Annotated in this window: 32 protein-coding genes; 16 read left to right on the forward strand and 16 right to left on the reverse strand. The window is 74.7% G+C overall.

The window, feature by feature from the left end:
- Positions 1–2 precede the first annotated feature (2 nt).
- The 6 genes from gvpO to ACTWPP_RS33595 form a co-directional block, all read right to left on the reverse strand.
- On the reverse strand, positions 3–263 hold the full coding sequence (gvpO, locus tag ACTWPP_RS33570) for a gas vesicle protein GvpO (protein WP_443108411.1): 261 nt from the start codon (positions 261–263) through the stop codon (positions 3–5).
- Between the two features lie 10 nt (positions 264–273).
- Positions 274–537, reverse strand: a complete 264-nt coding sequence (locus tag ACTWPP_RS33575; protein WP_443108412.1) for a gas vesicle protein GvpG — start codon at positions 535–537, stop codon at positions 274–276.
- 3 nt (positions 538–540) lie between these two features.
- On the reverse strand, positions 541–1,326 hold the full coding sequence (locus ACTWPP_RS33580) for a GvpL/GvpF family gas vesicle protein (RefSeq protein WP_443108413.1): 786 nt from the start codon (positions 1,324–1,326) through the stop codon (positions 541–543).
- Entirely contained in the window at positions 1,323–1,760 is a 438-nt protein-coding gene (gvpJ, locus tag ACTWPP_RS33585; RefSeq protein ID WP_443108414.1) for a gas vesicle protein GvpJ, read from the reverse strand. Before gvpJ ends, ACTWPP_RS33580 begins: the two co-directional genes overlap by 4 nt.
- Positions 1,761–1,959: 199 nt before the next feature.
- Complete coding sequence (locus ACTWPP_RS33590; RefSeq protein ID WP_443108415.1) at positions 1,960–2,328, reverse strand: hypothetical protein; 369 nt, start codon at positions 2,326–2,328, stop codon at positions 1,960–1,962.
- Between the two features lie 58 nt (positions 2,329–2,386).
- Positions 2,387–3,346 (reverse strand): LLM class F420-dependent oxidoreductase, encoded by a 960-nt coding sequence (locus tag ACTWPP_RS33595; RefSeq protein ID WP_443108416.1) that lies wholly within the window; start codon positions 3,344–3,346, stop codon positions 2,387–2,389.
- Between the two features lie 137 nt (positions 3,347–3,483).
- Between ACTWPP_RS33595 and ACTWPP_RS33600 the strand changes: the two genes are divergently transcribed.
- The 8 genes from ACTWPP_RS33600 (at position 3,484) to ACTWPP_RS33635 (ending at position 9,351) form a co-directional block, all read left to right on the forward strand.
- A complete protein-coding gene (locus ACTWPP_RS33600) occupies positions 3,484–4,071 on the forward strand; it encodes a hypothetical protein (RefSeq protein ID WP_443108417.1) in 588 nt (195 codons plus the stop codon).
- The gene (locus tag ACTWPP_RS33605; RefSeq protein ID WP_443108418.1) at positions 4,068–4,334 is read left to right on the forward strand and encodes a monovalent cation/H+ antiporter complex subunit F; all 267 of its coding nucleotides are present in this window, start codon (positions 4,068–4,070) and stop codon (positions 4,332–4,334) included. The genes ACTWPP_RS33600 and ACTWPP_RS33605 overlap by 4 nt, the downstream gene beginning before the upstream one ends.
- Positions 4,335–4,350: 16 nt before the next feature.
- Positions 4,351–4,644 carry a monovalent cation/H(+) antiporter subunit G gene (locus ACTWPP_RS33610; protein WP_443108419.1) on the forward strand — a complete coding sequence of 98 codons (294 nt, stop codon included), beginning with the start codon at positions 4,351–4,353 and terminating at the stop codon, positions 4,642–4,644.
- A 7-nt stretch (positions 4,645–4,651) separates the two neighbouring features.
- Positions 4,652–5,083: a Na(+)/H(+) antiporter subunit B gene (locus ACTWPP_RS33615; RefSeq protein ID WP_443108420.1), complete on the forward strand. Its 432-nt coding sequence runs from the start codon at positions 4,652–4,654 to the stop codon at positions 5,081–5,083.
- Complete coding sequence (locus ACTWPP_RS33620; RefSeq protein WP_443108421.1) at positions 5,080–5,793, forward strand: MnhB domain-containing protein; 714 nt, start codon at positions 5,080–5,082, stop codon at positions 5,791–5,793. Before ACTWPP_RS33615 ends, ACTWPP_RS33620 begins: the two co-directional genes overlap by 4 nt.
- Entirely contained in the window at positions 5,790–6,143 is a 354-nt protein-coding gene (locus tag ACTWPP_RS33625; protein WP_443108422.1) for an NADH-quinone oxidoreductase subunit K, read from the forward strand. Before ACTWPP_RS33620 ends, ACTWPP_RS33625 begins: the two co-directional genes overlap by 4 nt.
- Complete coding sequence (locus ACTWPP_RS33630) at positions 6,140–7,990, forward strand: complex I subunit 5 family protein (RefSeq protein WP_443108423.1); 1,851 nt, start codon at positions 6,140–6,142, stop codon at positions 7,988–7,990. The genes ACTWPP_RS33625 and ACTWPP_RS33630 overlap by 4 nt, the downstream gene beginning before the upstream one ends.
- A gap of 146 nt (positions 7,991–8,136) precedes the next feature.
- Positions 8,137–9,351: a hypothetical protein gene (locus ACTWPP_RS33635; protein WP_443108424.1), complete on the forward strand. Its 1,215-nt coding sequence runs from the start codon at positions 8,137–8,139 to the stop codon at positions 9,349–9,351.
- Positions 9,352–9,369: 18 nt separating this feature from the next.
- On the opposite strand, the gene ACTWPP_RS33640 is transcribed toward ACTWPP_RS33635, so the two are convergent.
- Complete coding sequence (locus tag ACTWPP_RS33640) at positions 9,370–9,999, reverse strand: hemerythrin domain-containing protein (protein WP_443108425.1); 630 nt, start codon at positions 9,997–9,999, stop codon at positions 9,370–9,372.
- Between the two features lie 87 nt (positions 10,000–10,086).
- Complete coding sequence (locus tag ACTWPP_RS33645; RefSeq protein WP_443108426.1) at positions 10,087–10,896, reverse strand: LysR family transcriptional regulator; 810 nt, start codon at positions 10,894–10,896, stop codon at positions 10,087–10,089.
- Positions 10,897–11,018: 122 nt separating this feature from the next.
- On the opposite strand from ACTWPP_RS33645, the gene ACTWPP_RS33650 reads away from it, so the two are divergent.
- Positions 11,019–11,531 carry a nuclear transport factor 2 family protein gene (locus ACTWPP_RS33650; RefSeq protein WP_443108427.1) on the forward strand — a complete coding sequence of 171 codons (513 nt, stop codon included), beginning with the start codon at positions 11,019–11,021 and terminating at the stop codon, positions 11,529–11,531.
- 30 nt (positions 11,532–11,561) lie between these two features.
- Here ACTWPP_RS33650 and ACTWPP_RS33655 read toward each other — a convergent pair whose 3' ends face one another.
- Positions 11,562–12,431 carry a TetR/AcrR family transcriptional regulator gene (locus tag ACTWPP_RS33655; protein WP_443108428.1) on the reverse strand — a complete coding sequence of 290 codons (870 nt, stop codon included), beginning with the start codon at positions 12,429–12,431 and terminating at the stop codon, positions 11,562–11,564.
- A 96-nt stretch (positions 12,432–12,527) separates the two neighbouring features.
- On the opposite strand from ACTWPP_RS33655, the gene ACTWPP_RS33660 reads away from it, so the two are divergent.
- On the forward strand, positions 12,528–14,837 hold the full coding sequence (locus ACTWPP_RS33660; RefSeq protein WP_443108429.1) for an ATP-binding cassette domain-containing protein: 2,310 nt from the start codon (positions 12,528–12,530) through the stop codon (positions 14,835–14,837).
- A gap of 58 nt (positions 14,838–14,895) precedes the next feature.
- Here ACTWPP_RS33660 and ACTWPP_RS33665 read toward each other — a convergent pair whose 3' ends face one another.
- Positions 14,896–15,291, reverse strand: a complete 396-nt coding sequence (locus tag ACTWPP_RS33665; RefSeq protein ID WP_443108430.1) for a MarR family winged helix-turn-helix transcriptional regulator — start codon at positions 15,289–15,291, stop codon at positions 14,896–14,898.
- Here ACTWPP_RS33665 and ACTWPP_RS33670 point away from each other — a divergent pair, their 5' ends adjacent.
- On the forward strand, positions 15,292–15,447 hold the full coding sequence (locus ACTWPP_RS33670) for an MFS transporter (RefSeq protein ID WP_443108431.1): 156 nt from the start codon (positions 15,292–15,294) through the stop codon (positions 15,445–15,447). It abuts the gene before it with no gap.
- A complete protein-coding gene (locus ACTWPP_RS33675; RefSeq protein WP_443108432.1) occupies positions 15,441–16,481 on the forward strand; it encodes an MFS transporter in 1,041 nt (346 codons plus the stop codon). Before ACTWPP_RS33670 ends, ACTWPP_RS33675 begins: the two co-directional genes overlap by 7 nt.
- Here the strand turns inward: ACTWPP_RS33675 and ACTWPP_RS33680 are convergent.
- Positions 16,384–16,812, reverse strand: a complete 429-nt coding sequence (locus ACTWPP_RS33680) for a VOC family protein (RefSeq protein WP_443108433.1) — start codon at positions 16,810–16,812, stop codon at positions 16,384–16,386. The two genes, ACTWPP_RS33675 and ACTWPP_RS33680, sit on opposite strands and share 98 nt — an antisense overlap.
- A gap of 109 nt (positions 16,813–16,921) precedes the next feature.
- On the opposite strand from ACTWPP_RS33680, the gene ACTWPP_RS33685 reads away from it, so the two are divergent.
- On the forward strand, positions 16,922–17,896 hold the full coding sequence (locus ACTWPP_RS33685; protein ID WP_443108434.1) for a helix-turn-helix transcriptional regulator: 975 nt from the start codon (positions 16,922–16,924) through the stop codon (positions 17,894–17,896).
- Between the two features lie 155 nt (positions 17,897–18,051).
- Here the strand turns inward: ACTWPP_RS33685 and ACTWPP_RS33690 are convergent, their stop codons facing one another.
- Both ACTWPP_RS33690 and ACTWPP_RS33695 read right to left on the reverse strand, forming a co-directional pair.
- Positions 18,052–18,552, reverse strand: coding sequence for a MarR family winged helix-turn-helix transcriptional regulator (locus ACTWPP_RS33690; RefSeq protein ID WP_443108435.1), 501 nt, complete (start codon positions 18,550–18,552; stop codon positions 18,052–18,054).
- Positions 18,553–18,849: 297 nt separating this feature from the next.
- Entirely contained in the window at positions 18,850–19,365 is a 516-nt protein-coding gene (locus ACTWPP_RS33695) for an Lrp/AsnC family transcriptional regulator (RefSeq protein ID WP_443108436.1), read from the reverse strand.
- A 101-nt stretch (positions 19,366–19,466) separates the two neighbouring features.
- Between ACTWPP_RS33695 and ACTWPP_RS33700 the strand changes: the two genes are divergently transcribed.
- The 3 genes from ACTWPP_RS33700 (at position 19,467) to ACTWPP_RS33710 (ending at position 21,918) form a co-directional block, all read left to right on the forward strand.
- Positions 19,467–20,453 (forward strand): threonine ammonia-lyase, encoded by a 987-nt coding sequence (locus ACTWPP_RS33700; protein ID WP_443108437.1) that lies wholly within the window; start codon positions 19,467–19,469, stop codon positions 20,451–20,453.
- 29 nt (positions 20,454–20,482) lie between these two features.
- Positions 20,483–21,079 (forward strand): dihydrofolate reductase family protein, encoded by a 597-nt coding sequence (locus ACTWPP_RS33705; RefSeq protein ID WP_443108438.1) that lies wholly within the window; start codon positions 20,483–20,485, stop codon positions 21,077–21,079.
- A 65-nt stretch (positions 21,080–21,144) separates the two neighbouring features.
- Positions 21,145–21,918, forward strand: a complete 774-nt coding sequence (locus ACTWPP_RS33710) for an NAD(P)-binding domain-containing protein (protein ID WP_443108439.1) — start codon at positions 21,145–21,147, stop codon at positions 21,916–21,918.
- Between the two features lie 237 nt (positions 21,919–22,155).
- Here ACTWPP_RS33710 and ACTWPP_RS33715 read toward each other — a convergent pair whose 3' ends face one another.
- The 3 genes from ACTWPP_RS33715 to ACTWPP_RS33725 form a co-directional block, all read right to left on the reverse strand.
- Positions 22,156–22,716: a DUF1062 domain-containing protein gene (locus ACTWPP_RS33715; RefSeq protein ID WP_443108440.1), complete on the reverse strand. Its 561-nt coding sequence runs from the start codon at positions 22,714–22,716 to the stop codon at positions 22,156–22,158.
- Between the two features lie 410 nt (positions 22,717–23,126).
- Entirely contained in the window at positions 23,127–24,542 is a 1,416-nt protein-coding gene (locus ACTWPP_RS33720) for a dihydrolipoyl dehydrogenase family protein (protein ID WP_443108441.1), read from the reverse strand.
- 74 nt (positions 24,543–24,616) lie between these two features.
- Positions 24,617–25,063, reverse strand: coding sequence for a nuclear transport factor 2 family protein (locus ACTWPP_RS33725; RefSeq protein ID WP_443108442.1), 447 nt, complete (start codon positions 25,061–25,063; stop codon positions 24,617–24,619).
- Between the last annotated feature and the right edge of the window lie 376 nt (positions 25,064–25,439).

Here is a 25,439-nt window from a genome sequence, read left to right on the forward strand (position 1 = left end):
CTCTAGTCCCTCTCCACTCGTCCGCGGGGGTAGCGGCGGGCGCGGCGGTAGCCGGTCAGGTCCCCGTCCGCGTCCACCTCGGTCTCGTAGATCGCGAGGATGTCGGCGGAGTCGGGGATGCGGCGGGTCTCCACGACCTCCACCAGCACGCGCCACCCGTCCTCGCCGGTGCGCTCCACCCCCACCACGCATTCGGCGCTGCGGCCGGTCATCGCGGTGACGTGCTCGGCCGCCCGCTTGGCGGCCTCGGACGCGGACATCATCACGGGCCCCCTAGCCGCCGGCCTGCTCGCGGCGGGCCTGCTCGCGGGCACGGCCCTCGTTCAGCCGGCGGATCAGCTCCTCCTCCCGCTCGGCGGCCTCGTCCTCGGTGATCTCACCGGCGGCGGCCTCGTCGGCGATCTGCTGCATCTGCGCGGCGATCCGCCCCGGGTCGTACAGCTGCGCCTCGGCCTGCTCGGTCAGCGTCTCGGCCAGCCACATCACGCCGCGCACGGGCGCCAGCGGCAGCGTCACCAGCCCGGTGAACAGCCCCATCGCCTACTCCTCCGGGACGAAGTCGTAGGGCGGCAGCGGCCCGATCAGCCGGACCTTGACGCGGTCGGCGTGGTCGCGGGCCAGCTCGTCGACGGCCCGCTCGAACTCGGCTCGCCGGTCGGCGCGGACCAGGAACGAGGCGTCCAGGACGTCCTCCTCGCGGACGGGCGTCTTGGCGGCGACGGCCTCGGCCGCCGGGGCGGCGCCGTCCAGCAGCGTCCGCCCGTCGGCCTCGCGGAGCCGCTCCATCGACTGCGCGATCAGCTCGCCGAGCCGGATGCGGTCGTAGTAGACGGCGTCGGCGACGTCGGGCGGGACCTCGCGCAGCCGCCGCGACAGCTCGGCGATCTCCGGTTCGGCCGCCATGATCTCGCGGAGCACCGCGTCCTGGACGTAGGTGGCCTTCAGGCGCAGCTCGATCTTGCCGTCCAGCTGGTCCAGGACGTGCCCGAACCGCTCGGAGTTGCCGGCCAGCAGTTCCTTCTCCACGGCGGCGCGGTCGGCCAGCGCCGCGCCGAACCGGAACGGCAGCACCACGGTCCCGGCGTCGACGAGCGCGTTCAGGACCCGCTGGTGCGCCACCAGGTCGGCGCGTTCGCCGAGCGCCCGGTCGCGCGGCAGGTCGCTGACGATCGCGGCGCACACGCCGCCGTCCTCGACCAGGGCGACCGGCAGGTCGTCCAGGCCGTTCACGTCGCCGGGCAGGGCCGTGCCCGAGCGGGTCACCCCGTACACGTACTGCGGGGCTCCCCCGGGGCCCGGGCCGCCGGGGGGTTGCGGCGTGGTCATGACTCCTCGTCCTCCTTCTTGCGGGACGAGCGGCGCCGCGCGGGCTGCTTGTCGTCGTCCTCCTCGGACTCGTCGCCGCCGAAGGTCTCCTTCAGCCGTTCCTGGGCGCCTTCCAGGGCGCCGCGGGTCTTCTTCTTGGCGCCCGACTCCTGCATGCCCTCCACGAACTGAGGCAGCCCCTGTGAGGTGCCGTCGTGGGCGATGTCGAGGCGGTTCACGGCCTCGGCGAAGCGCAGGTAGGTGTCGACGCTGGCGACGACGATCCGCACGTCCACGGTGAGGATCTCGATGCCCACCAGCGAGACCCGGGCGTACAGGTCGATGACCAGGCCCTTTTCCAGGATCAGGTCGACGACGTCGGCGAGGCTGCTGCTGGACCCGCCGCGCTGGACGTAGTTGCTGCCCGAGGTCTGCTGGGCGATCGGCCCAGTCATGTCATCCACTCCCTGTGGGTGTAGGGGGTTTGGTGTGAATTGGGGGGTTTTGGCGGTTGTACACGTGACCCCTGTACCCGCACTGATCTCCCTAAACTGGCCTCCTCGTTTCGGTCACCCGCCGGCCAAGGAGCACCAAGCGCCCCCGGAGGGCCGTGGTCGGCCCCTCCGGGGGCGCTTCCGGGCCGCGCCGGGAGGGTCAGCGTTTCCGCGCCGTGAGCCGCCCGACGACGACGCCCGCGACACCGGCCACCACCACCGGGACGGCGCGCAGCATCCGCGCCAGCGTCATCAGCCTGGCCAGCCCCGCCACCCGGCCGGGCAGCGCCGCCACCCGGCCGCCGGCCTGCGCCGCGCCCTTCGCGCCCTGGGATGCGGCCGCGCCGCCCTTGGCCGCTCCTCCGGCGGGCTTGCGCGCGGAGCCCGCGGCGGCCTTGCCGGCCCTGCCCGCACCGGACGCGCCCGCCTTCCTGCCCGCCGTGCCGGTCCTGCCTGCGGACCCGGCGGGCCCGGCCGCGTTCCGGCTCGCCTTTCCGGGCCCGTCACCGGGCACCGAGGGGGTGTTCATCAGTGGTCCTTCCATCGGGGGTGTACCGCCCGGGACCTCGCCCCGGGACGTGCCGGCCTCAGCCGCCGCGCAGCCGCGGCAGCACCTCACCGGCGTAGAAGTCGAAGAAGCCGTCCTGCTCCGGCCCGATCTGCGTCACGAACACGTCGTCGTACCCGGCGTCGACGTAGGCGCGCAGCGCCGCCGCGTGCACCCGCGGGTCGGGTCCGCAGGGCACCCGCTCGGCCACCATGTCCTCGGTCACCAGCTCCGTCAGCTGCCGGAACTGCCGCGGCAGCGGCAGCAGCTGGTTCGCCTCGCCCGGCAGGAAGTCGCTGGCCCACAGCCGCAGCGCCGTCCGGCGCGCCTCCGCCTCATCGGGTCCCCAGCACGCCTTCAGCCCGCCCTGCACCGGATTGCCCTCGCCGCCGCCGTGCCGGAACTCCCTCACCAGCTCCTCGTCGGGCATCATGCAGATGAACCCGTCGGCGATCCGCCCCGCCAGCTTCGCCGCCTTGCCCCCGAAACCCGACATGAAGATCGGCGGCGGCTCGTCCGGAAGCGTGTACAGCCGCGCGGTGTCCACCCGGTAGTGCTCGCCGCGGTGGGTGACCAGCCCGCCGGTGAACAGCCGCCGCATCAGGCCCACGGCCTCCTCCAGCATGTCCAGCCGCTCGGCGGCGACCGGCCACCGCGAATCGACGATGTGCTCGTTGAGGAACTCCCCCGTCCCGACGCCCAGGGTGAACCGGCCGCCGGCCAGCACCGCGCTCGTCGCCGCGGCCTGCGCGATCACCACCGGATGGGTCCGCACCAGCGGGCACGTCACCGCCGTCCCGATCGGCAGCGACGTCGCCTGCGACACCGCCCCGATCACCGACCACACGAACGGCGACTGCCCCTGCTCGTCCAGCCACGGATGGAAATGATCGGAGATCCACAGCGCCTCGAACCCCGCCCGCTCGGCCATCCGCGCCTGCCGCACCAGCTCCCCCGGCCCGTGCTCCTCGGCCGACAGGAAGTACCCGAACCTGGTCACCGACACCTCCCCTGCCCGTTGCGGGCGCGCTGGACGGGGCCTGCAACCGGCGCCCTACCCGGACCGGCCGCGGCAAACATCCCCGCCCGCCGCCGGCGGCGACGGTTGGAACCGTCCGTCCGGGTATGCCGACGGCCATGCCCGCCCACACGCGCATGCCCGCCCACACGCGCACGCCCCGCCCCCGCCCCCGCGCGCCCGGCCGGGCCGCCCGCCGCGCCGCCGGGCCGCTGGCCTGGTGGGCCGTCCTGCTGGCGCTCTACCTCGCGCTCGCGTCCACCCTGTCCCTCACCCAGATCACCGTCGGCGCCGCCGCGGCCGCCGCCGGTGCCGCCGCCGCGGCCGCCGCCGGCCCCGCCCTGTTCACCTCCGGCGGCTCCGGCGAACCCGCCGCCGGACGCGCCCCCCGCCGGCGCCCCGCCACGCCCGCCCGGCTGCTGCCGGCACTGGCCCGGCTGCCCGGCCAGGTCGTGGCCGACACCGCCCGCATCATCGTCCGCGGCGCCGCCGGCGGGGACTGGACGCCGCTGGCCGTCGCGCCCGGACGCGCCGACCGCGGCACCGCCACCCTGCTGATCTCGGCCGCACCCGGCACCTACGTCGGCGGCGTCGACCCCGAACGCGAACTGCTGCGCGTGCACCGCCTGGTCCCCGACCCCTCCCCCTACGAGCGGAGCCTGCGCCGCGCCGGGCTCGTCGCCGACCCCGCCCGGGAGCGGTCATGACGCCCGACGTGGCCGGCACCGCGCTGCCCGCCCTCGCGCTCATGATCGGGGCGCTGCTGCCGGCGCTGCCGGCCATGCTGCGCGGCACCCCCGCCGGGCGGCTCGCCGGGCTCATCGTCACCGGCCCGCTGGTCACCCTCGTGCTGGTGCTGCTGGCCGCCGCCTACGGCCGGCCCGCCTACCTGGACGTGGCGCTGGTGCTGGCGCTGCTGTCGTTCTCCGGATCCCTGGTGTTCGCCCGGTTCCTGAGCCGGACGCTGTGACCGCGAAGGGCACGCGATGAACCTGGACCTGCTCGCCGACGTGCTGACCTGGGCCGGCGCCGCCGTCGCGGTCGCGTCCGCGCTGCGGCTGCCGTTCACCCGCGGCGCCGCCGCCCGGCTGCACGCCGTCGCGCCCGTCACCATCCTGGCCGCGCCGCTGCTGATCGCCGGGACGGCGCTGCGGCCCTGGTCGTCCTGGCACGACGTCGCCGAACTCGCCGTCATCGCGGTGCTGCTCGCCGCCACCGGCCCCCCGGCCGTGGTCACCGCCGGGGAGGCCGTCGAACGCGCCGCCGGAAGAACGGAGTGACCCCGCCGTGCACGTCCCGCCGCCGAGCGCCGCGTTCGCGACGGAGCCGATGAACGCGCTGTCGGGTCCGCTCGCGGACGCGCTGATCGTCACCGCGCTCGTGCTGTCGGCGTCGATGGCGACCGCGGTCGTGCTGACCCGCAGCGCCGTCCGGCAGGCGATCGTGCTGTCGGGCTTCGGGATGGTGCTCGGGCTGCTGTTCCTCATCCTGCAGGCGCCCGGCGTCGCGATGTCCGAACTCGCCGTCCAGACGGTGCTGGTGCCGCTGATGGTGGTGCTGGCCCTGCACGCCACCCGCCGCTACCGCGGCGACGGCGGCGAGGCGGGCGCCACCGGCGGCGGCGACGAGGGCGAGCGCGCCCCCGGCGCCGGCGCCGGAGACGACGGGAGCGGCACCGGCCGCGGCGGGGGCGGCCGGAGGCGGGGGGCGCGCGAGTGAACGACCGCGCCCGCATCGCGCTGTTCGCCGCCGGCGCCGCCGGCACCGCCGCGGTCCTGGCCGCCGGGGCGCTCGGCCTGCCCGGCTTCGGCGGCCCCGCCCACCCCCACGGCGACCGGTCCGCCCGGCACGCGGTGGACCAGGGCACCCCGAACGCCGTCGCGTCGGTCACCTTCGACCAGCGCGTCCTCGACACCGCCGGCCAGGTGCTGATCCTGCTGGCCGCCGCCGTCGGCGCCGTCGTGCTGCTGCGCCTGGTCGGCGGGGAGGCCGAGGACGAGGCCGCCCGGCACCGGCACGGGCCCGCCGAGGTGCCCGACGCGCTGCGCGTCACCGGCTACCTGCTGCTGCCCGTCACCCTGCTCGTCGGCGTCTACGTCGTCGCGCACGGCCACCAGTCCCCCGGCGGCGGATTCCAGGGCGGCGTCATCCTCGGCACCGCCCTGCACCTGCTGTACCTGGCCGGGGACTACCCGGCGCTGCAGCGGCTGCGGTCCATCCCGCTGCTGGAGTCCGGCGCGGGGCTCGGCGCCGCCGCGTTCACCGTCCTGGCGCTGGCGGCGGCCGGGCAGGCCGCCACCGGGCGCGTCCCCGCCCTCAACGGCGCGGTCGGCCTCGAACTGGGATGCGCGCTGGTGCTGCTGGTCGGCAAGTTCTTCGAGCAGGCCCTCCTGGTCCACGGCACCGGCCGCTCCGGGGGGCCGCCGTGAGCCTGCTGCCCTACCTGACCGCCGGCTGGATCACGCTCGTCGGCCTGTACGGGATCGTCACCAGCCGCGACCTCATCCACGCCGTGGTGTGCCTGTCGGTCACCCAGTCCGGCACCTACGTGCTGCTGGTGGCCATCGGCTACCGGTACGGCGCCACCGCGCCGTCCTTCGGCGACCGCCCGCCGCCGCCCGCCGGGAGGCCCGTCACCGACCCCGTCGTGCAGGCCGTCGCGGCGACCGACATCGTCGTCGGCGCCGCCGTCACCGCCCTGCTGCTGGCGCTGGCGGTCCAGGTCGCCAAGCGCCGCGGCACCCTGGACCCCCGCGAGATGCGGTCCCTCGAACAATGATCCTGCAGGTCACGATCGCGCTGCCGGTCCTCGCCGCGGCGCTGCTGGCCGCCGCCGGGCGGTGGCTGCCGCGCGCCGCCGCCGACGTCACCGCGCTCACCACCGCGGCGGCCGTCACCGCGCTGACCGCCCTCACCCTGCTGCGCGCCCCCCACCGCCCGCAGGTCGCCTGGCTCGGCGGCTGGGGACCGGGCACCGGCGTCGGCGTCCCCCTGGCCGCCGACACCCCCGCCGCCGCACTCTCCTGCGTCACCGCCGTGCTGACCCTGGCGGCGCTGGCCTTCTCCTGGCGGTACTTCACCGACGTCCACGCGATCTTCCACGCCCTGATCCTGCTGTTCCTGGCGTCGATGTGCGCGTTCACCTACAGCGGCGACCTGCTCGACGCGTTCGTGTTCTTCCAGCTGATGAGCATCGTCGCGGTCGTCCTGACCGGATACCGGCCCGAGGACCCCTCCAGCGTCCACGGCGCCATCAACTTCGGGATCGTCCAGTCCATCGGCGCCTACCTCACCCTCGCCGGCATCGCGCTGGTGTACGGGCGCACCGGCGAGCTGGTGATGGCCTCCGCCGGACGCGCCCTGCACGCGCCGGGCGCCGGCCTCGGCGGCGGGCACGCCGACGCGCTGATCACCGCCTCGTTCGTGCTGATCTGCACCGGCTACCTGGTCAAGGCCGCCGCCGTGCCGTTCCACTTCTGGCTCGCCGACGCCCACGCCGTCGCCCCGACCCCCGTCTGCGTCCTGTTCTCCGGCATCATGGTCGAACTCGGCGTCTACGGGGTCGCGCGGACCTACTGGGCGGTGTTCGCCGGGCTGGTCCCGCTGACCGCCATCGCGGTGCTGGGCTCGGCCGCGGCGGCGCTGGGCGCGGTGATGTGCGTCCTGCAGCACCACATCAAGCGGCTGCTTGCCTACGCCACCATCAGCCAGACCGGGCTGCTGCTGGTCGGCGTCGCCGCCGGCACCCCCGGGGGGCTCGCCGGCACCGCCTACTACCTGGCCGGGCACGCCGGGGCCAAAGGCGCGCTGTTCCTGGCCGCCGGGGCCCTGCTCAACCGGCACGAGACCGCCGACGCCCGCGACCTGCGCGGCCGCGGCCGCGGCATGCCCGTCTCCGGCGCCACGTTCCTCATCGGCGCGCTGTGCCTGGCCGGGCTGCCGCCGTCCGGCCTGTACGCCGGGCGGGCGGTCACCGGGCACGCCGCCCTGGACCTCGGCTGGTGGTGGTTCCCGCCGCTGTCGATCGCCGCGTCCGCGCTCACCGCCGGCGCCGTCCTGCGCGTGTGGCTCGTGGTGTTCCGCGGCACCCCCGCCGACACCGGCCCCGCACCGTCCCGTCCGCCCGCCGGCGGGCAGAGCGGGCAGGGCGGCCGCGAGGACCGCGAGACCACCGCCACACTGCGGTCCATCCCCTGGATCATGCTCGCCCCCGCCGTCGCCCTGCTCGCCGCCGGGCTGGCGTCCGGGCTGCTGCCCGGCGGGCCCGTCGCCGACGCCGCCCACGTCTTCGCCAACCGCGACGCCTACGCCGGTCTCGTCCTGGACGGCCACCTCACCCGCCCGGACGCGCCGCCCGCCGACCCCTGGACCGCGTCCGGCCTCGGCGGCGCCGCCGCCACGCTGCTGCTCACCCTGGCCATCGCCGCACCCGCCGCCCGCCGCGCCACCGGACGGGCCCGCACCGGACGGGCCCGCACCGGGCGCACCGCGGTGCGCCTGGCCGGACGCGCCGGCGCCGCGGCCTCCGCCCGCCTGCACGCCCTGCACTCGGGCCACATCGGCGACTACGCCGCCTGGCTGACCGCCGGCGTCGCCGTCCTGGGCCTGCTCACCACCCGCTTCTGAACGCGGCCGCGCCCGCCGGCCGGTTGATCGCAGGGCCGCGGCAGGCCACGCTATGAGGTCCACCGCCGGGCCGCCCGGCCACGACCACCGCGCAGAGCCGCACCGGACCGCAACCGCCGCACCCGCGGCGCCGGGGAGGAGGGAGCGTGACCCGCCGTCACTCCCGTGCCCGCACCGCCCTCATCGCCGCCGCCGTCACCGTCCTGCTCGCCGCGGTCGCGGCCGTCGTCCTCTCCTCCCCGCCCCGCCCGCCCGGCGCCGCGCCGCCCGCCCGCATCCTGTCCGCCTACGAGACCGCCGCCCCCGGCAACACCATCGACCGCGACTGCGGCTACAGCGCCCCGCTTCCCGGCCGGCCCCGCCGCAGCCTCTGGCTGTTCTGCGACACGGTCTGGAAGGGCGCCCGCTCCGGGCTGTGGCTCGGCACCACCGCCGCCACCGGCGCCGCCGACCCCGGCCGCGTCCCCGCCGCCCTCACCGAACTGCCCACGCCCGCCACGCCACCGGCCGCGCCGCCCGCCCCGTCACCCGCCGGACCCTCCGCGGGGCGGCCCGCCGGGCCGTCACCGTCCGACCGGGCACGGCCCCCGCAGGGCATGCTCGGCGCGCAGCCCGGACTCGTCCTGCCCGACGGCCGCCCCTGCCACCTCCCCGGCACCGCCTACAGCGCCTCCTGGGCCTCCGGCGCCGCCAGACCGCCCGGCACCGCCACCCTCCTGATCGCCTACACCGACGTGTGCGTGCACGGCACCACCATCAGCACCCAGGGATTCGGCCTGGTCACCTACCGGCCCGCCGGCCACGCCCTCACCGGCCGCACCCGGCTGTTCACCTCCCCCTCCGGGCTGCCGGTCCAGCACAACCTCGGCTCACCGGTGTTCGCCCGCGGCCACCTGTACCTGTTCGCCTCGGTGTGCGACACCTCCGCGTTCGGCGTCTGCCACGGCGGGCGCGTCACCCTCGCCCGCGTCCGCGCCGACCCCGCCGCCTGGCGCGACCCCGCCGCCTACCGGTACTGGACGCCCGGCGGCTGGACCCCCGACGCCGCCCAGGCCCGCACCGTCGTGCACGGCGCCGCGCCCTACCTGGTCCACGTCGCCGACTACAGCTCCCTCGGCAAGGGCCTGGTCATGGTCGAGCAGCGCGGCCTGGACGGCCGTTACCGGCTCTGGCGCGCCCCCGCCCCGCAAGGCCCCTGGACCCGCGCCGCGGACGGCACCGTCCCCTGCTCGGGCGGATCGGGCCTGGACCAGTGCCGCGCCCTCATCGGCCACCCCGGCCTCAGCACCCGCGGCGCGCTGCTGCTGTCCTACTACAACCCCGCCGACCACCACATCACCGCCCGCGCCGTCCCCTGGTGACGGGCGGGCGGCCGGGCCTCAGGTGCTCCACAGGCGCCGCTTGCGGTAGCGGGGCTCCCACGCCACCCGGTTGCGCTCCCGCACCGGCGCCGGCAGCGCCGTCAGGAACCGGCTCCGCTCGATCGGCGCGATCCCGTCCACGACCCACGGGACGAACAGCGGCGTGCCCGCCTCGCACCGGCCGGCGGCCTCGTCGGCGACCTCCCGCCACTCCCCGGGACCCAGCACCGACTCCGCCAGCGGCAGCGCCGTCATCTCCTCGTGCCGCAGATGCGCCTCCACGGCCCCGCGCAGCTCCCGCACCGCCGCCGGCAGGTCCCCGCCGTCGCGCAGCACCGCGTCGACCCGCCCGATCAGCGGCCCGATCCGGGCGTGCTCGGCGCGCATCTCCTCCAGCACCGCCCGCTCCGCGCGGCGGCCCGCGACCGCCCGCTCCACCCGCGGCCACAGCACGCGGTCCTCCAGGTCGTGATGCCCGCGGAGCTGGTCCTTGAGGTTCTCCCAGCCCGCGCGGACGTGCGCGGCCCCGCCCTTGCCGGCCGCCGCTGCCGCCGCGAGCCGGTCCAGATCCCGGCGGAACGCGTCGTGGGCGGCGTACAGGAGGGTGTGGCAGGTCACGTCCCGCGGCTGGATCGCGAATGTCTCCATACTGATAGGAGCACCCGCACGCCCCCGGATGTGACGTCCCGGCGGCCGGAGAGACACACCTCACACCCCCCGCCGGGCCCCCCGGGGTCACGGGCCGCGCAGCAGGTCGCGCGCCGCCTCGGCGAAGGCGCGGACACGGGCGCTGTCACCGCCCGCACGCCACAGCAGCCCCCACTCCACGGGCGGCGCGTCCCCCAGCGGGACGTAGGCGACGTCGGGCCGCGCGTGGTAGCGGCGGACATGCGCGCCCACGCGGAACACGCCCTGGCCCGCACCGACCAGCGTCAGGGTCTCCTGCAACGTCGCGCCCGGCGCCAGCACCTCCACCCGGGCCAGATCCGCCACCGGCACCGACGTGCGGCGCGCGAACGGGTGCCCCGACGGCACCGCCAGCATCGCCGCCTCCCGCAGCAGCACCGGCCCGGCCGCGACGCCCGGCTCCCGCACCGGCAGCGCCCCCAGGCACACCTCCACCTCGCCGTCGCGCAGCCACGCCGCGACGTCACCGGCCCGCACCTCCCGGATCCGCACCCGGCAGCCCGGCTCACGCGCGTGCAGCAGCTCGGCGGCGCCGGCCACCAGCTGCCCCGCCGCCGCGCCGGTGAACCCGGCGGCCAGCGTGCCGGTGACGCCCCGGCCCTCCCGCACCGCCCGCTCCACCGCCGCGCCGATCCGCTCCCACGCCGGCCCGACCTCGGCCGCCAGCCGCCGCCCCGCCGGGGTCGGCTCCACCCGCCGGGACGTCCGGTCGAACAGCCGGACCCCCACCCGCCGCTCCAGCCTGCGGATCGTCTGGCTCACCCGGGCCGTCGACACGTGCAGCCGCTCCGCCGTCCGGCCGAAGTGCAGTTCCTCGGCCAGCGTCAGGAACGCCTCGATCTCGTGCCGCTCCAGCACCGCCCGCCCCCAATCGTTAAGCCTGGCTTCACGATCCTTGCACGGGACCGCGTTGATCGCCACAGCGTCCGCCGCGACGCTGGACCTGTCCGAAAACCGTCCGGCCTGCACGGGAGCATGTCATGTACGTCACCCGCCACCATGCGCTGTCCCCCGGCGCCGAGTCCCCCGGCGCCGGCGCCGCCGAGCTGCGGGACCGCACCGAGATCATCGACGCGCTGTACCGGTTCGGGCTCGGCCAGGACCTCAAGGACCCCGGCCTGCTGGCCTCCGCCTTCGCCGCCGACGCCGAGCTCGACTTCCGCCCCGCGGCCGCCGCGTGGGGCGCCGAGCCGCCGCCGATGTCGGGACGCGACACCATCGTCGCCACCATCCTCGGCGGGTTCGAGGGCCGCGTCGACACCACCCACCAGGTCACCAACCCCCGCGTCCACGTCCAGCCCGGCGGCGCCTCCGCGCGGCTGACCGCGCTGGTGGAGGCCCAGCACCTGCTCACCGCCGACCGCGGCGTCCACGCCCTGCTGAAGAACCTCTACGACACCGAACTCGTCCGCGACGGCAGCCGGTGGGTGATGCGCGGCGTCGTCATCGACAACGTCTGGTTCACCGGCGACCCCGCCGCGATCTTCGGCTGACCCCGGCGCCCGCGGGCCGTCCCGGGGCGGTCAGGCGCGGGCGGCCGCGGCCTCGATGCCGTCCAGGACCAGGGCCAGCCCGCCCTCGAACGCCTCCCGCGCCGCCCGCTCCAGGTACGGGACGCGCTCCTCCCCCGCGCCGCCGGCCACGTCCTCGCCCGCGCCCGCCGCGGCGTCCCCCTCGCCGCGTGCGGTGGCGTCCTGGGCCTGCAGCCAGGTCACCAGCGGGAAACGGTCCGCGAAGCCGGGCGCCAGCTCCCGCAGCGCCTCCGCGCGCCCGTGCCACCACAGATCCTCCGGCAGTCCCGTCGCCCGCACCGCCTGCCGCGACTCGGCCAGGGTCCGCGCCGCGCCCCGCACCACGCTCGACAGCGCCGACACCGCTCTCCCGACCTGCGGCGCCGGCAGGCCGGTCGCGGCCAGGACGCCCAGCAGCGCCTCCAGCGCCCGGTACTCGCCCGGCCCCAGCACCGGCCGCGCCTGCGACACCTGCAGCATCCACGGATGCCGCAGGTAGAACGCCCAGGTGTCCTCGGCCCACGCCGCCAGCGCCGCCCGCCAGCCCGCCGGGACGTCGTAGCGGCCCGGCAGCTCGCCCAGCGCCCGGTCGTACATCAGGTCGATCAGCTCGCCCTTGCCGGGGACGTAGGTGTACAGGGCCATCGCCGTGCGGCCCAGCCGCTCGCCGACCGCGCGCATCGACAGCGCCGCCATCCCCTCGGCGTCCGCGACGGCGATCGCGGTGTCCACGATCACCTCCACGCTCAGCCCCGGGCGCGGCCCGGGCCGCGCCCGCCGGCGCGCCCCGGGCCCGGGGCCGTCCGGCCGCTCCGGCTCCGGCGCGCGCCACAGCAGGTCCATCGAGCGGCGGGCGTCGCCCTGGCCGGCGAACACGACCAAACCACAACTCCTTATGCCATAAACTAATGTGCCGAGGACGATGATCTCCCCGTATTTCTTTATGGCCTAAACTATCAAGTGAGCGAGGAAGCCCGCATGTCCCTCCCTTCGACGACCGCACCGGCGACCGCAGGTCCGGGCGGCCGCCCGGCCGCCGACGCCCACGACGTCATCGAGGTCCGCGGCGCACGGGAGAACAACCTCGCCGGCATCGACGTGGACGTCCCCAAGCGGCGCCTGACGGTGTTCACCGGGGTGTCCGGCTCGGGCAAGTCGTCGCTGGTGTTCGGCACCATCGCGGCCGAGTCGCGGCGGCTGATCAACGAGACCTACACCGCGTTCGTGCAGGGTTTCATGCCGAGCGTCGGCCGCCCCGACGTCGACACGCTGCGCAATCTCAGCGCCGCGATCGTCGTCGACCAGGAGCCGATGGGCGCCAACTCCCGCTCCACGGTCGGGACCGCCACCGACGCCCACGCCATGCTGCGGATCATCTTCAGCCGGCTCGGCGAGCCGCACGCCGGCACCTCCTCGGCGTTCAGCTTCAACAACGCCGAGGGCATGTGCCCCGAATGCGAGGGCCTCGGCCGCGCCACCCAGATCGACCTCGGCGAGCTCGTCGACCGGGACCTGTCGCTGGACGAGGGCGCCATCACCGTCCCCGGCTTCGGCGTCGGGTCCTGGTACTGGAAGGTCATCGCCGAGTCCGGCCTGGTCGACCCCGCCGTCAAGCTGCGCGACTACACCGCGCGGCAGTGGGACGACCTGCTCCACAAACCCGCCACCAAGATCAAGAGCGGTGGGTTCAACACCACCTACGAGGGGCTGCTGGTCAAGGTGCGGCGCCTCTACCTCGGCAAGGACACCGAGTCGCTGCAGCCGCACATCCGCGCGTTCGTCGAACGCGCGGTCGCCTTCAGCGCCTGCCGCGCCTGCGGCGGCGCCCGCCTGAACCCCGCCGCGCTCGCCAGCCGGATCGGCGGGCGCAACATCGCCGACTGCGCCGCCATGCAGATCAGCGACCTGGCCGCGTTCGTCCGCGGCATCGCCGACCCGTCGGTGGCGCCGCTGCGCGCCACCCTGCAGGACACCCTGGACTCCCTGGTCGAGATCGGCCTGGGCTACCTCAGCCTGGACCGCGAGTCCACCACCCTGTCGGGCGGCGAGGCCCAGCGCGTGAAGATGGTCCGCCACCTGGGCTCCAGCCTCACCGACGTCACCTACGTCTTCGACGAGCCCACCGCCGGGCTGCACCCCCACGACATCGCCCGCATGAACGACCTGCTGCTGCGGCTGCGCGACAAGGGCAACACCGTCCTGGTCGTCGAGCACAAGCCCGAGACCATCGCGATCGCCGACCACATCGTCGACCTCGGACCCGGCGCCGGGGCCGCCGGCGGGAAGGTCTGCTTCACCGGCGACCTCGCCGGGCTGCGCGCCTCCGGCACCCGCACCGGCCGCCACCTCGGCCACCGCGCCCGGCTGCGCGACACGGCCCGCGAGCCGTCCGGGCACCTGCCGATCAAGGGCGCGGACCTGCACAACCTCAAGAACGTCGACGTCGAGGTCCCCCTCGGCGTCCTCACCGTCGTCACCGGCGTCGCCGGATCGGGCAAGAGCTCCCTCATCCACGGGTCACTGCCCGGGCGCGACGGCGTCGTCGTGGTCGACCAGGCCCCCATCCGCGGGTCCCGCCGCAGCAACCCCGCCACCTACACCGGCCTGCTGGACGCGATCCGCACCGCGTTCGCCAGGGCCAACGGCGTCAAGCCGGCCCTGTTCAGCGCCAACTCCGAGGGCGCCTGCCCCGCCTGCAAGGGCATCGGCCTGGTCTACACCGACCTGGCGATGATGGCCGGCGTCGCCTCGGTGTGCGAGGAGTGCGAGGGACGCCGCTACACCGCCGAGGTCCTCGGCCACACCCTGCGCGGCAAGGACATCAGCCAGGTCCTGGCCATGCCCGTCGCCGAGGCCCGCGAGTTCTTCACCACCGGCCAGGCCCGCGCCGTCCTGGACCGGCTCGCCGACGTCGGCCTCGGCTACCTCGGCCTCGGCCAGCCCCTCACCACCCTGTCCGGCGGCGAGCGCCAGCGCCTCAAGCTCGCCCTCCACATGGCCGGCAAGGCCGCCGCCTACGTCCTGGACGAGCCCACCACCGGGCTGCACCTCGCCGACGTCGACCAGCTCCTCGCGCTGCTGGACCGCCTCGTCGACGACGGCAACACCGTCATCGTCATCGAGCATCACCAGGCCGTCATGGCGCACGCCGACTGGATCATCGACCTCGGCCCCGGCGCGGGCGCCGACGGCGGCGAGGTCGTGTTCACCGGCACGCCCGCCGACCTGGTCGCCGGCGCCGCCACGCTCACCGCCCGCCACCTGCGCGACTACACCGCCGGCGGCTGAGCACCCGCCGCCCTCCCCGCCCTCCCGCCCCGGTGCGCGGTACGCGGGCCGGGCGGGGTCAGGGGCGGGGCCAGGGGCGTCCCGCGAGGCGCTCGATGTCGGTGTTGAACCGCCGCAGGAACGCGGCGAAGGCCGCGACGTCCTCGGGCGTCCAGTCGGCCAGCACCTTGTCCAGGCCCCGGACGCTCCGGTCGCGCTCCTCGTCGAGGAGGCGCTCGCCCTCGCCGGTGATGCGGAACTTGCGGGCGATGCCGGCGCCGGGGTCGGCGATGCGCTCGACCAGGCCGGCGCGCAGCATGGCGGCGGTCTGCCGGTTCAGGGTGGAGGGGTCCAGCCCGAACGCCTCGCTGAGCTGCCCGATCGACATCGGGCCCTCCAGGCGGATGCGGCTGAGCCGGATGTAGGCGCTGCGGTCCATGTGGCCGCCCTCGCGCCGGCCGCGCGGACCGGTCATGTGGCTGTGCCGCCCGAGCGGCTCGGCTCGGCGATCGCGCTGATCAGCGCGTCCATGGGCATCGGCGGGGCGCTCGGCATGCCGATCGCGGCCGCGGTCGCCGAGCACGCCAGCTGGCGGGTGCTGTTCTGGGGGCCGGCGCGCTCAGCGTGCTGATCGCCGTGCTGATCTGGGCGCCTGGTGCCCCCACGCCCCCGCGGGCCCGGGGACGCCTCGACGCCACCGGCGCGCTCGGCCTGGGAACCGCGCTGGTGTGCCTGCTGCTCGGCGTGTCCGAGGGCGCCGGCTGGGGCTGGACGAGCGGCACCACCCTCGGCCTGCTCGCCGCCGCCGCGGCCCTCCTGCCGGCGTGGGCGTGGTGGGAGCTGCGCACCGCCGAACCCCTGGTCGACCTGCGCGTCACCGCGCGGCGCCAGGTCCCGTTCACCAACCTGGCCTCGGTGCTGGTCGGATGCGCCATGTACGCGCAGGCGCTGATCGTGATGCAGCTGCCGCAGCTGCCCGAGGCCACCGGATACGGCCTCGGGCTGTCGATGCTGGCCGCCGGCCTGTGGATGGCGCCCTCCGGCCTGATGATGATGGCGGTCTCGCCGCTGGGCGCCAAGCTGTCGGCCGCCGCCGGGCCCAAGGTCACCCTGGGCGCCGGCAGCCTGGTCATCGCGCTCGGCTACGGGTCCTCGACGGTCCTGATGGGATCGACGTGGGGCCTGCTGATCGTCACCGTCGTCTGCGGCGCCGGCGTCGGGCTGGCCTACGGGGCCATGCCCGCCCTGATCATGAGCGCGGTGCCGTCGTCGGAGACCGCCTCGGCCAACGGCTTCAACACCCTCATGCGGTCCATCGGCACGACCGTGTCCGCCGCCGTCGTCGGGGCCGTCCTGGCCGAGATGACCACGAGCATGGGCGGGCACGTCCTGCCGTCCGAGGCCGGCTTCCGCGCCGCCATGCTGTTCGGCTGCGGCGTCGCGCTGCTGGCCGCGGCGGTCACCCTCGCCATCCCCGGACGCCCCGCCCGCCCGCCGGCCGAGCACGCCGCCCCCCGCAGGGCGGCCCGCCCGCTCCGCCGCCTGACCGCGCCCCCGCACGGCGCGGTCAGCCGCGGGGGCCGGCCGCGGCCAGGACCTCCAGGTAGTGCGGGTTGGTCATCACGCCGAGGATGTTGCCGAACGGGTCGACGACCGACGCGGTGACGAACCCCGTCCCCTCGCCCCGCTCGGTGATCTTCTCGTACACCGTCGCGCCCATCGACAGCAGCCGCTCCACGGCCGCCTCCAGATCGTCGACGTGCCAGAACATCACCGCGCCGCCCGGGCGGGCGTCCGCGCCGCCGGGGCGGAACCGGTTGTCGATCAGACCCAGCTCGTGCTGGTAGTCCCCGACCCGGAACTCGTAGTACCCGGCGCAGCCGTCCGGCCCCGGCACGCTGAAGTACGGCCGCATGCCCAGCAGCTCGGCGTACCAGTCCTTGGCGGCCTCCAGGTCGTCGGCCCAGAAGCTGATGGTGGCGAATCCTCGCAGCATGTCGCGCCTCCGTTCACGGGGGCCGGAGATCGGTCTCCGGCCCGGCATTCCCCACGTTAGAACCCCAATAGGTCAGCGAACGTCCTACTGGCGCGGCAGGATGGGGAACATGCGCGACCCGTCCGCACGACTGCTCCGGCTGCTGTCCCTGCTGCAGACGCCCCGCGAATGGTCGGGCACCGAACTCGCCGGCCGGCTCGGCGTCACCGCCCGCACCATCCGCCGCGACGTCGACCGGCTCCGCGAGCTCGGCTACCCCGTCCGCGCCACGCACGGCAACACCGGCGGCTACCGGCTCACCGCCGGCGCCGCGATGCCGCCGCTGCTGCTGGACGACGAGGAGGCGATCGCCATCGCGATCGGGCTGCGCACCGCCGCCGCGGGCGCCGTCACCGGCATCGAGGACACCTCGCTGCGCGCCCTGGCCAAGCTGGAACAGGTCCTGCCGCACCGACTGCGTCACCGGGTGGCCGCGCTGACCGAGGCGGCGGTGTCCCTCCCGCCGCAGGACGGCGCCCCGCCGCCCGCCGACCCCGGCGTCCTGGCCCTGCTCGCCGCCGCCTGCGTCACCCGCGAGAAGGTCCGCTTCGCCTACACCGCCGCCGGCGGCCGGGAGACGCGGCGGCTCGCGCAGCCGCACCGGCTGGTCACCGTGGGCCGCCGCTGGTACCTGGTCGCCTACGACGAGGACCGCGCGGACTGGCGCACCTTCCGCGCCGACCGGATCGCCGGGCCGCACCGCACCGGCGTGCGCGGCCCGGAACGCGACCTGCCCGGCGGCGCCGACGCCGCCGCCTGGGCCATGGACGCCCTCGCCGGCGGGTCCGGGACGATCCGGGCGCGGCTGCTGCTGCACGTCCCGATGGAAGAGGCCGCCGAGCACGTCACCGCCTGGCAGGGCGTCCTGGAACCGGTCGACGACCACTCCTGCCACCTGCACACCCACTCCGACTCGCTGCGGTTCCTGGCCTACCGCATCACCCTGCTGACCGTCGACTACACCCTGCTCGACCCGCCCGAACTCGCCGCCCACCTGGCCGCCATCGCCGGCCGCGCCACACGGGCCGTCCGCCGCTTCACCTGACCGTCCGGCGAACGGACCCGGCGGAGGCCACCGCGGTCAGCCGCTCAACCGGCCGGCCCCGCCGGAGGGGACGCCCTCCGCCCGCCCGCAGCCGGCGGACGCCCTCGGGAACCGCGGCGGGGACAGGCCGCAAGCCCCGCTCCGCGCCGGCGCCGTCACTCCAGGGACGTGTCGCCCAGCGACTCCAAGAGCGTGCGCAGCGCACCGGCGAGACGCTCGCGGTCGGCCGGGCCCAGTGCGGCCAGCAGCCGTTCCTCGTTGGCGACGTGCAGGCCCACCAGCTCGTCCGCGATGGCCAGGCCCCGCGGAGTCAGCCGGATCCGCACCGACCGCCGGTCCCCCGCGTCGCGGACCCGCTCGACCAGCCCCTTGCCCTCCAGCCGGTCGATCCGGTTGGTGATCGCCCCGGAGGTGACCATCGCGGCCTTCAGCAGCGCGCCCGCCGTCAGCTCGTACGGGGCGCCGTGGCGGCGCAGCGTCGCCAGGACGTCGAACTCCCACGTCTCCAGGCCCCGCTCGGCGAAGAAGTCCTTCAGCTCCCGGCCCAGCAGCTGCTGCGCCCGGGAGATCCGCCCCACGACCCCCATCGGCGACGCGTCCATGTCGGGACGCTCACGCGCCCACTGCGCCAGGATCGCGTCCACCGCATCCGCCATCGCCCCTCCAGGATCATCTCAACGTTGAGATTATCAACCGGAGCAACGCCGGGGTCGGGGAACCCCGGAACAGCAGCCGTCGCTTGAGATTCATCTTGTGCGGGACCGCCACCGGCGAACGCGTGCTCCGACCTGCGGCGTGTAACCCCGGTCTTCAGGGAAGTGGACTTCTCCGCCCCTGGACCCGGCTGCCCGACCGGCCGGCCATGCGAAGGCGCCCCTCATGTGATCCACCCAGCCGCCGCCGATGGCGGTGACGCCCGTCACCAATCTGGGGCCTCACCCGCGCCTTCCTGCCTATGGCCGCCCGTCCCGTGGCCGAGAGGGCCGTGGCGCGGGAAGCGGGACGGCCAGGCCGGTCTTGATGGTGTCGAAGGCCACCAGGGTCTCGTAACGCTTGATGTTGTCGTCTGCCTTGAACAGGCGGTCGCCGAGCCGGCCGCACTCGCGCATGCTCCGCGCGGCCAGGACGACCACGTAGTCCCACGGCCCCGCGACCCGGTAGCACTGCTGGACCTGCGGGTTCGAGAGCATCCGTTCGGCGAAGGCGCCGTGGTGCTCGAACGATTCCCGGTTCAGGGTCACCAGGACGGTGGCCAGGACGATGGGACCGAAGCGGTGCGGGTCGAGCACGGCGACCTGCCTGGCGATGAGCCCGTCCCTGCGATAGCGGGCGATCCGCCGCTGGACGGCGCTCGGTGAGAGCCCGACCCGTTCGCCGAGATCGTGCAGGGTGCGTCCGGCGTCGTGTTGAAGCAGGTCCAGGAGCCGGGCGTCGATCTCGTCCAGACGGGGTGGCGGCGGTTCGGGCATGCAAGATTATTGCGTTCCGGCGCGAAAACTCTCAATCGCTTCGATCGGGGGTTCGATTAGCCTCGGCCAGGCCCACACGTCCCCCGGGAAAGGCGATGCGCATGGATCTGGACGTCGCGCGGATCGACAAGGCCGTGCAGGTGATCGATCCGGTGTTCCTCAACACCCCGCAGTACCTCGACGAGCAGCTGTGCCGGGCGCTCGGGGACCGCGCGGTGACCGTGAAAGTGGAGACGGCCAATCCGGTGCGCAGCTTCAAGGGCCGGGGTGCCGATCTGATGCTGAGCACGCTCGCACGCGGCACGCCGGTGGTGTGCGCCAGCTCGGGCAACTTCGGGCAGGCCGTCGCCTACGCGGGACGGACGCGCGGGATGCCGGTCGAGGTGTTCGTGCCCGAGACCGTCAATCCCGTCAAGCGGGAACGGATGGAAGCCTTCGGCGCCCGGGTCGTCGCGGCGGGGGCGGACGGCTCGTCGGCGCGAGAGGCCGCGGCCGCCCGCGCCGAGCACCATCCCGGCTGCGTCTACCTGCAGGACGGTCTCCAGGCGGCGATCGCCGAAGGAGCCGGGACGATCGGAGTCGAGTTGACCCGCGGCGCACCGGGCGGCGCGGACGGTCCCGACTTTGACGCCGTCGTGCTCCCGGTCGGCGACGGCGCGCTGATCAACGGCGTGGGGCGCTGGATGAAGGAGCACGCTCCCGGCACCCGGATCGTGGGGGTCAACGCCGAAGGCGCCCCCTCGATGCTGGAGAGCCTGCGCGCCGGCCGCGCGGTCCGCATCGAACGCGCTCGCACCTTCGCCGACGGCATCGCGGTGCGCAGCCCGCCCGAGGCCTCGGTCCGGCGCGCCCGCGCCCTGGTGGACGAGATCACCCTGGTGACCGACGACGCCATCGCCGCCGCCATGGAGGTGGCGGCGCGCACGCTCGGGATCGTCCTGGAACCGGCGGGGGCGGCGGGCCTGGCGGCGATCGCCGAGGGTTCGGTCCCCGGCGACCGATTGGCGACTGTGCTGACCGGCGCCAATCCGCGTCCCGAACAGGCATGGGAGCCGCTGAGGGCGGGCAGGCAGAGGTCGCGCCGGTGAGCCGCGACGTAGCGGACGGGAGCAGGTTCATGTCGGTATCAGTGCTTGACATGTCGATGTCGCTCGACGGGTACATCGCGGGCCCGAACGACAAGCCCGGCAACCCCGGCGGCGACGGCTTCGGCCGGCTCCACGAATGGGGCCTCACGCCGGACGGGCAGTTCCGTCGGTCCGGTCCGGCCGGGGAGGTGCTCGGCGAAATGGCGACGGCCGGCGCGGTCCTGGCGGGACGGCGTACCGCCGAACAGGTCGATCACTGGGGCGGTGATCACCACGGTCAGGGCATCCCGATCTTCGTGGCCGGTCACCGGCCACCCGACCCGTCCGTCGCCGACCATCCACTGGTGACCTACGTGACCGACGGGATCGAAAGCGCGATGGCCCAGGCCAAGGCCGCCGCCGGGGACCGGCACGTGCACGTGATCGGCGCCTACACCGCGCAGCGGGCGATCGAGGCCGGGCTGCTGGACGAGGTGCAGGTCCATCTGGTCCCGGTGCTGTTCGGCGGTGGCCGGCGGTTGTTCGACGCGCTTCCGTCGCGCCTGGAACTGGACATCCTCCGGGTGATCGACACACCGGAGGCCACCCACATCCGCTACCGCATCCGCCGCCCAGCCGGTCGGTGACCAGACCGCGGCCGGTCCGAAACCGGCCCAGGGCACGACGACCACGCACCACGGAGGTAGACGCAGTGGAACGCATCGGCATCATCGGAGTGGGCGAGATCGGCCGGGCCATCGTGACGGGCCTGTGCGACGGGGGCGACAACGCGCCGGAGGTGTTCCTCTCCCCCCGAGGAGCAGGCACGGTCGCGGAACTGTCCGAGCGCTTCGAGGGCGTGCGGGTGTGCGCCGACAATCAGGAGGTGGTGGACCGTTCCGAGGTGGTGATCATCGCCGTACGAGGCCCGGACCGGCACGAAGCACTCGCCGGACTGAGGGTGGACGGAGACAACCTGGTGGTCAACGTGATGGCCGGCGTCGGCATCGACGACCTGCGCCGGACACTGGCCACCGACGCCCCGCTGGTACGGGCCATCCCGCTGCCCGCCGTACGCGAACGCCGCTCGGTCACGGTGACCTGCCCGTCGCACCCGACGGTGAACTCCCTCTTCGAGCGCTTGGGCGGCGTGCTCCCGGTCGAGGACGAGGCGGCCTTCAACGTCTTCTCCGCACTGACGGGAACGCTGACCACCCACTACTCGTACCTCGCCACGCTCACCTCGTGGGCGATCGGCCGCGGCATCGCCCCCGGCGACGCAGACCGCTACGTTCGCAGCCTCTTCCAGGGCGTCGGTCGCGCCCTGAGCGACCAGACCCGCTCCCTGCACCGGCTCGCGGCCGACCACGAGACCCCGAACGGAAGCAACGAACGCATCCGCACCACCTGGTTCACTCCGGCCAACTCCCAAGCGCTCACCGAGGCCCTCGATGACCTCCTCACCGGCCTTCACGGACAACCTTAACGCCGGCTCCAACTCTCGTCTCTCGCAAACGAACGACCGCGCCGGCGGCCCGGGGGCGATCTACCGGATTACGGCCCCGAGTCGCACGTCGGCCCTGAGCCCCGCCAGCTGCCTGCGCCGGACCGCTCCGGCGACACCGTGGCCGCCCTGGGCGACTCGGTGCCGCCGGAACGGCCGCGGGACGAGGCGCGTTCCGCGCGGATGCTTGCGGCATCGCGCGTCACGGCCACATCCCCGCTACTCCCCGGCCATCACGGTGAAGGTGAACCCGGCGCTCGTCGGACGGTGCAGCGGAATGTCGCATTTGATCCGGCGCAGCACCTCGCTCCTGCTGAGGCCGAGCCCCTGTGCGATGAGCCGCTCCGGGCGCACCGGCACCGGATCCTCGAAGACGACCTCCACCAGGACCGGCCACGCCCCGGCGTGCCACGCCGACGGGGTGTCCAGCCGCCAGGCCCCCCTCCAGTCCAGGGTGAAGCGGTTGCGCCGGGCGAGCAGCGGATCCAGCAGCCTGGACGCCACCAGCTCCGGATCGTTGGCACGGTAGCCGTCGAGTTCGGCCGGATCGAAGGATCTGACCGGCGCCCGCTCGTGCACGGCGAGCTTGCTCGTCCGATCGCAGGACACGCAGCGGGCCAGCAGCCACACGTCCAGCAGCTTGCCGTTGGCGTTGACGCGGAACCTGCCCTCGCCAGTGGTGGCCGACTCCGACCGGCAGTCGACGCACCGCAGCGACAGCAGAGGCAGCCTGGTCCGCCGAACGACCCAGGGCAGCAGGGTATGAGGTTGTGAAGACATGATCTCTCTGACCTGACACGAGGCCGATCGCGCGCGGCCTCAAACGCTGTACGACCGGGCGCGCGCGGGCAGCCCGGCAGAGCCGACGGAACGGTCGGCTTGAAGGTGAGCGGAAGGTGTCAGATCTAAAGAGCAGGCGGGGTCACGCGGTCTGTCCTCTGTCCTCACTGCGACGGGGCCGCAGGCAACCTACGGGAGCGGGAAGGAAGGCTCAAACGTTTTTCCGGTGACGGTGATCCCTGTCCGACTCGGGTGTTGTCATGGTGGGGGTTGAGGCTGCGGCCTGGTCAGATGTCGAGTTGTCCGGTTTTGATGCGGCTTACGTTCGGGTGATCGGTGCATCAGGGCGGTGGCCTCGTCGCCCGTCCGCGCCCGTCCGCGTCGAGGGTCGACGCGGACGGGTTCGGTGTTCAGCCGCGGTAGGTCTCCAGGAGCCGGAGCCAGACCTCGCTGAGGGTGGGGAACGAGGGGACGGCGTGCCACAGCCGGGAGATGGGGACCTCGGCGGTGACGGCGATCGTGGCCGAGTGGAGCAGTTCGGCGACGCCCGCCCCGACGAAGGTGGCGCCGAGGAGCGTCTCGCGGTCCAGGTCCACCACCGCCCGGGCGCGGCCCTGGTAGCCGTCGGCGTGCAGGGCGGCACCCGCCAGGTTGCCGAGGTCGTAGTCGACCGCCCGCACCCGGCGTCCGTCGCGGGTCGCCTCCTGCAGGGTGAGGCCGACGGACACGGCTTCGGGATCGGTGAAGACGACCTGCGGTACGGCCTGCTCGTCCGCGGTGGCCACGCTGCGCCCCCAGTCGGCGGTGTCCAGCGGACGGCCGGCGGCGCGGTCGGCGATCACCTGGCCGAAGACGCGCCCCTGGTACTTGCCCTGATGGGTGAGCAGCGCACGACCGTTGACGTCCCCGGCCGCGTACAGCCACCCGTCCGGGACGCCGGCCGCCAGGCCGGTGGAGTCGACCTCGACCGGCCGGCCCGGCTCCAGGCCGACCGTCTCGAGCCCGAGGTCGGAGGTGGCCGGCACCCGGCCGGTGGCGAACAGCACCTCATCGGCGGTCACCGTCTCACCGCCCTCCAGCGTGAGCGTCAGCGATCCGTCGCGGCGCACCGCGGTGACCGACGCGCCGAACCGCACGTCCACCCCCGACGCCCGCAGGCTCTCGGCCACCAGTTCCCCGGCGAACGGCTCCATCCGGGGCAGCAGCCGTGATCCGCGCACCAGCTGCACCACTTCGCTGCCGAGCGCCCGCCAGGCCGTGGCCATCTCGCACGCCACCACGCCGCCGCCGACCACGGCCAGCCGCGGCGGCACCTGCGCGGACGCGGTCGCCTCACGGCTGGTCCAGGGACGGGCCTCGGCCAGTCCCGGCAGATCTGGCAGCGCCGCGCGGGTGCCCGTGCACACCGCGACGGCGTGCCGGGCGGTCAGCGCCCGTTGCCCGCCATCGGGAGTCCGCACCGCGACGCGCTTGGGCCCGTCCAGCCGGCCGTGGCCGCGTACCAGGACCAGTCCCGCGCTCTCCAGCCAGCCGGCCTGGCCGCCGTCCTTCCAGTGCGCGGCGAACCCGTCCCGGCTCTTGAGGACCGCCGCCGCGTCCAGCCGTCCGCTGACCGCCTCGCGGGCGCCGGGCAGACGCCGCGCGTCCGCCAGCGCGGCGGCCGGGCGCAGCAGCGCCTTGCTGGGCATGCACGCCCAGTACGAGCACTCCCCGCCGACCAGCTCGGCCTCCACGACCGCCACGCTCAGCCCGCCGGCGTGCGCCCTTTCCGCCAGGTTCTCCCCCGTCGGTCCGGCCCCCACCACCACGACATCGAACTCGTCCACAACGCCTGCCTCTCGTTCAACGCGACCTTGTTGGTTGTGCATCTTCCCCCGGAATCGGTGCGCCGGGCGTCCGGTCACCTCGGGCGTCCGCGGTCGGGGCGGGGGCCGAAGATGGTGCGGTCGGCTTCGCTGATGGGGACGTCGTTGATGCTGGCCTCGCGGCGGGACATCAGGCCGTCGGCGTCGAATTCCCAGAGTTCGTTGCCGTGGCTGCGCCACCATTGGCCGCCGGCGTCGTGCCATTCGTATTGGAAGCGGACGGCGATCCTGTTCTCGGTGAAGGCCCACAGTTGCTTGCGCAGGGCGTACTGGTTCTCCTTGGCCCACTTGCGGGTCAGGAACTCCACGATCTGGTCGCGTCCTGTGAGGAACTCGTCCCGGTTGCGCCAGACGGAGTCGGGTGTGTAGGCGAGCGAGACCCGCTGGGGGTCGCGGGTGTTCCAGCCGTCCTCGGCCATCTGCACCTTCTGCGCGGCGGTCTCGGCGGTGAACGGCGGAAGCGGCGGACGTGCGGTGGACACGATGGATGCTCCTGTCAGGGTTGGGCTCCGGCCTCCGGTGCGGCCCGCACCGGAGGCGGTGAGATCGGTGGTCAGGCCGCGGTGACCGTGCGTCCGGGGAAGTCGCGGACCAGGCCGGCGATCTCGTGGCCGTGGGTCGCGAGGGCGAAGTGGCCGGCGTCGAGGAGGTGGATCTCGGCGTCGGGCAGGTCGCGGGCGAAGGCCTTGGCACCGTCCCGGCCGAAGATCTCGTCGTTCTGGCCCCGGGCGACCCGGCGGGCGGTCAGTGGCGGACGACCGGCCAGTCGATGTCGGTGCCGGCGGCCTTGTTGAAGTAGTTCGTGAAAACGTTGAGCGCGACGTGGCCGACGACCTCGGCGATCTCTTCGTCGGACAG

Source organism: Actinomadura sp. 3N407 (genome assembly GCF_052245875.1).
Taxonomy (GTDB): domain Bacteria; phylum Actinomycetota; class Actinomycetes; order Streptosporangiales; family Streptosporangiaceae; genus Spirillospora.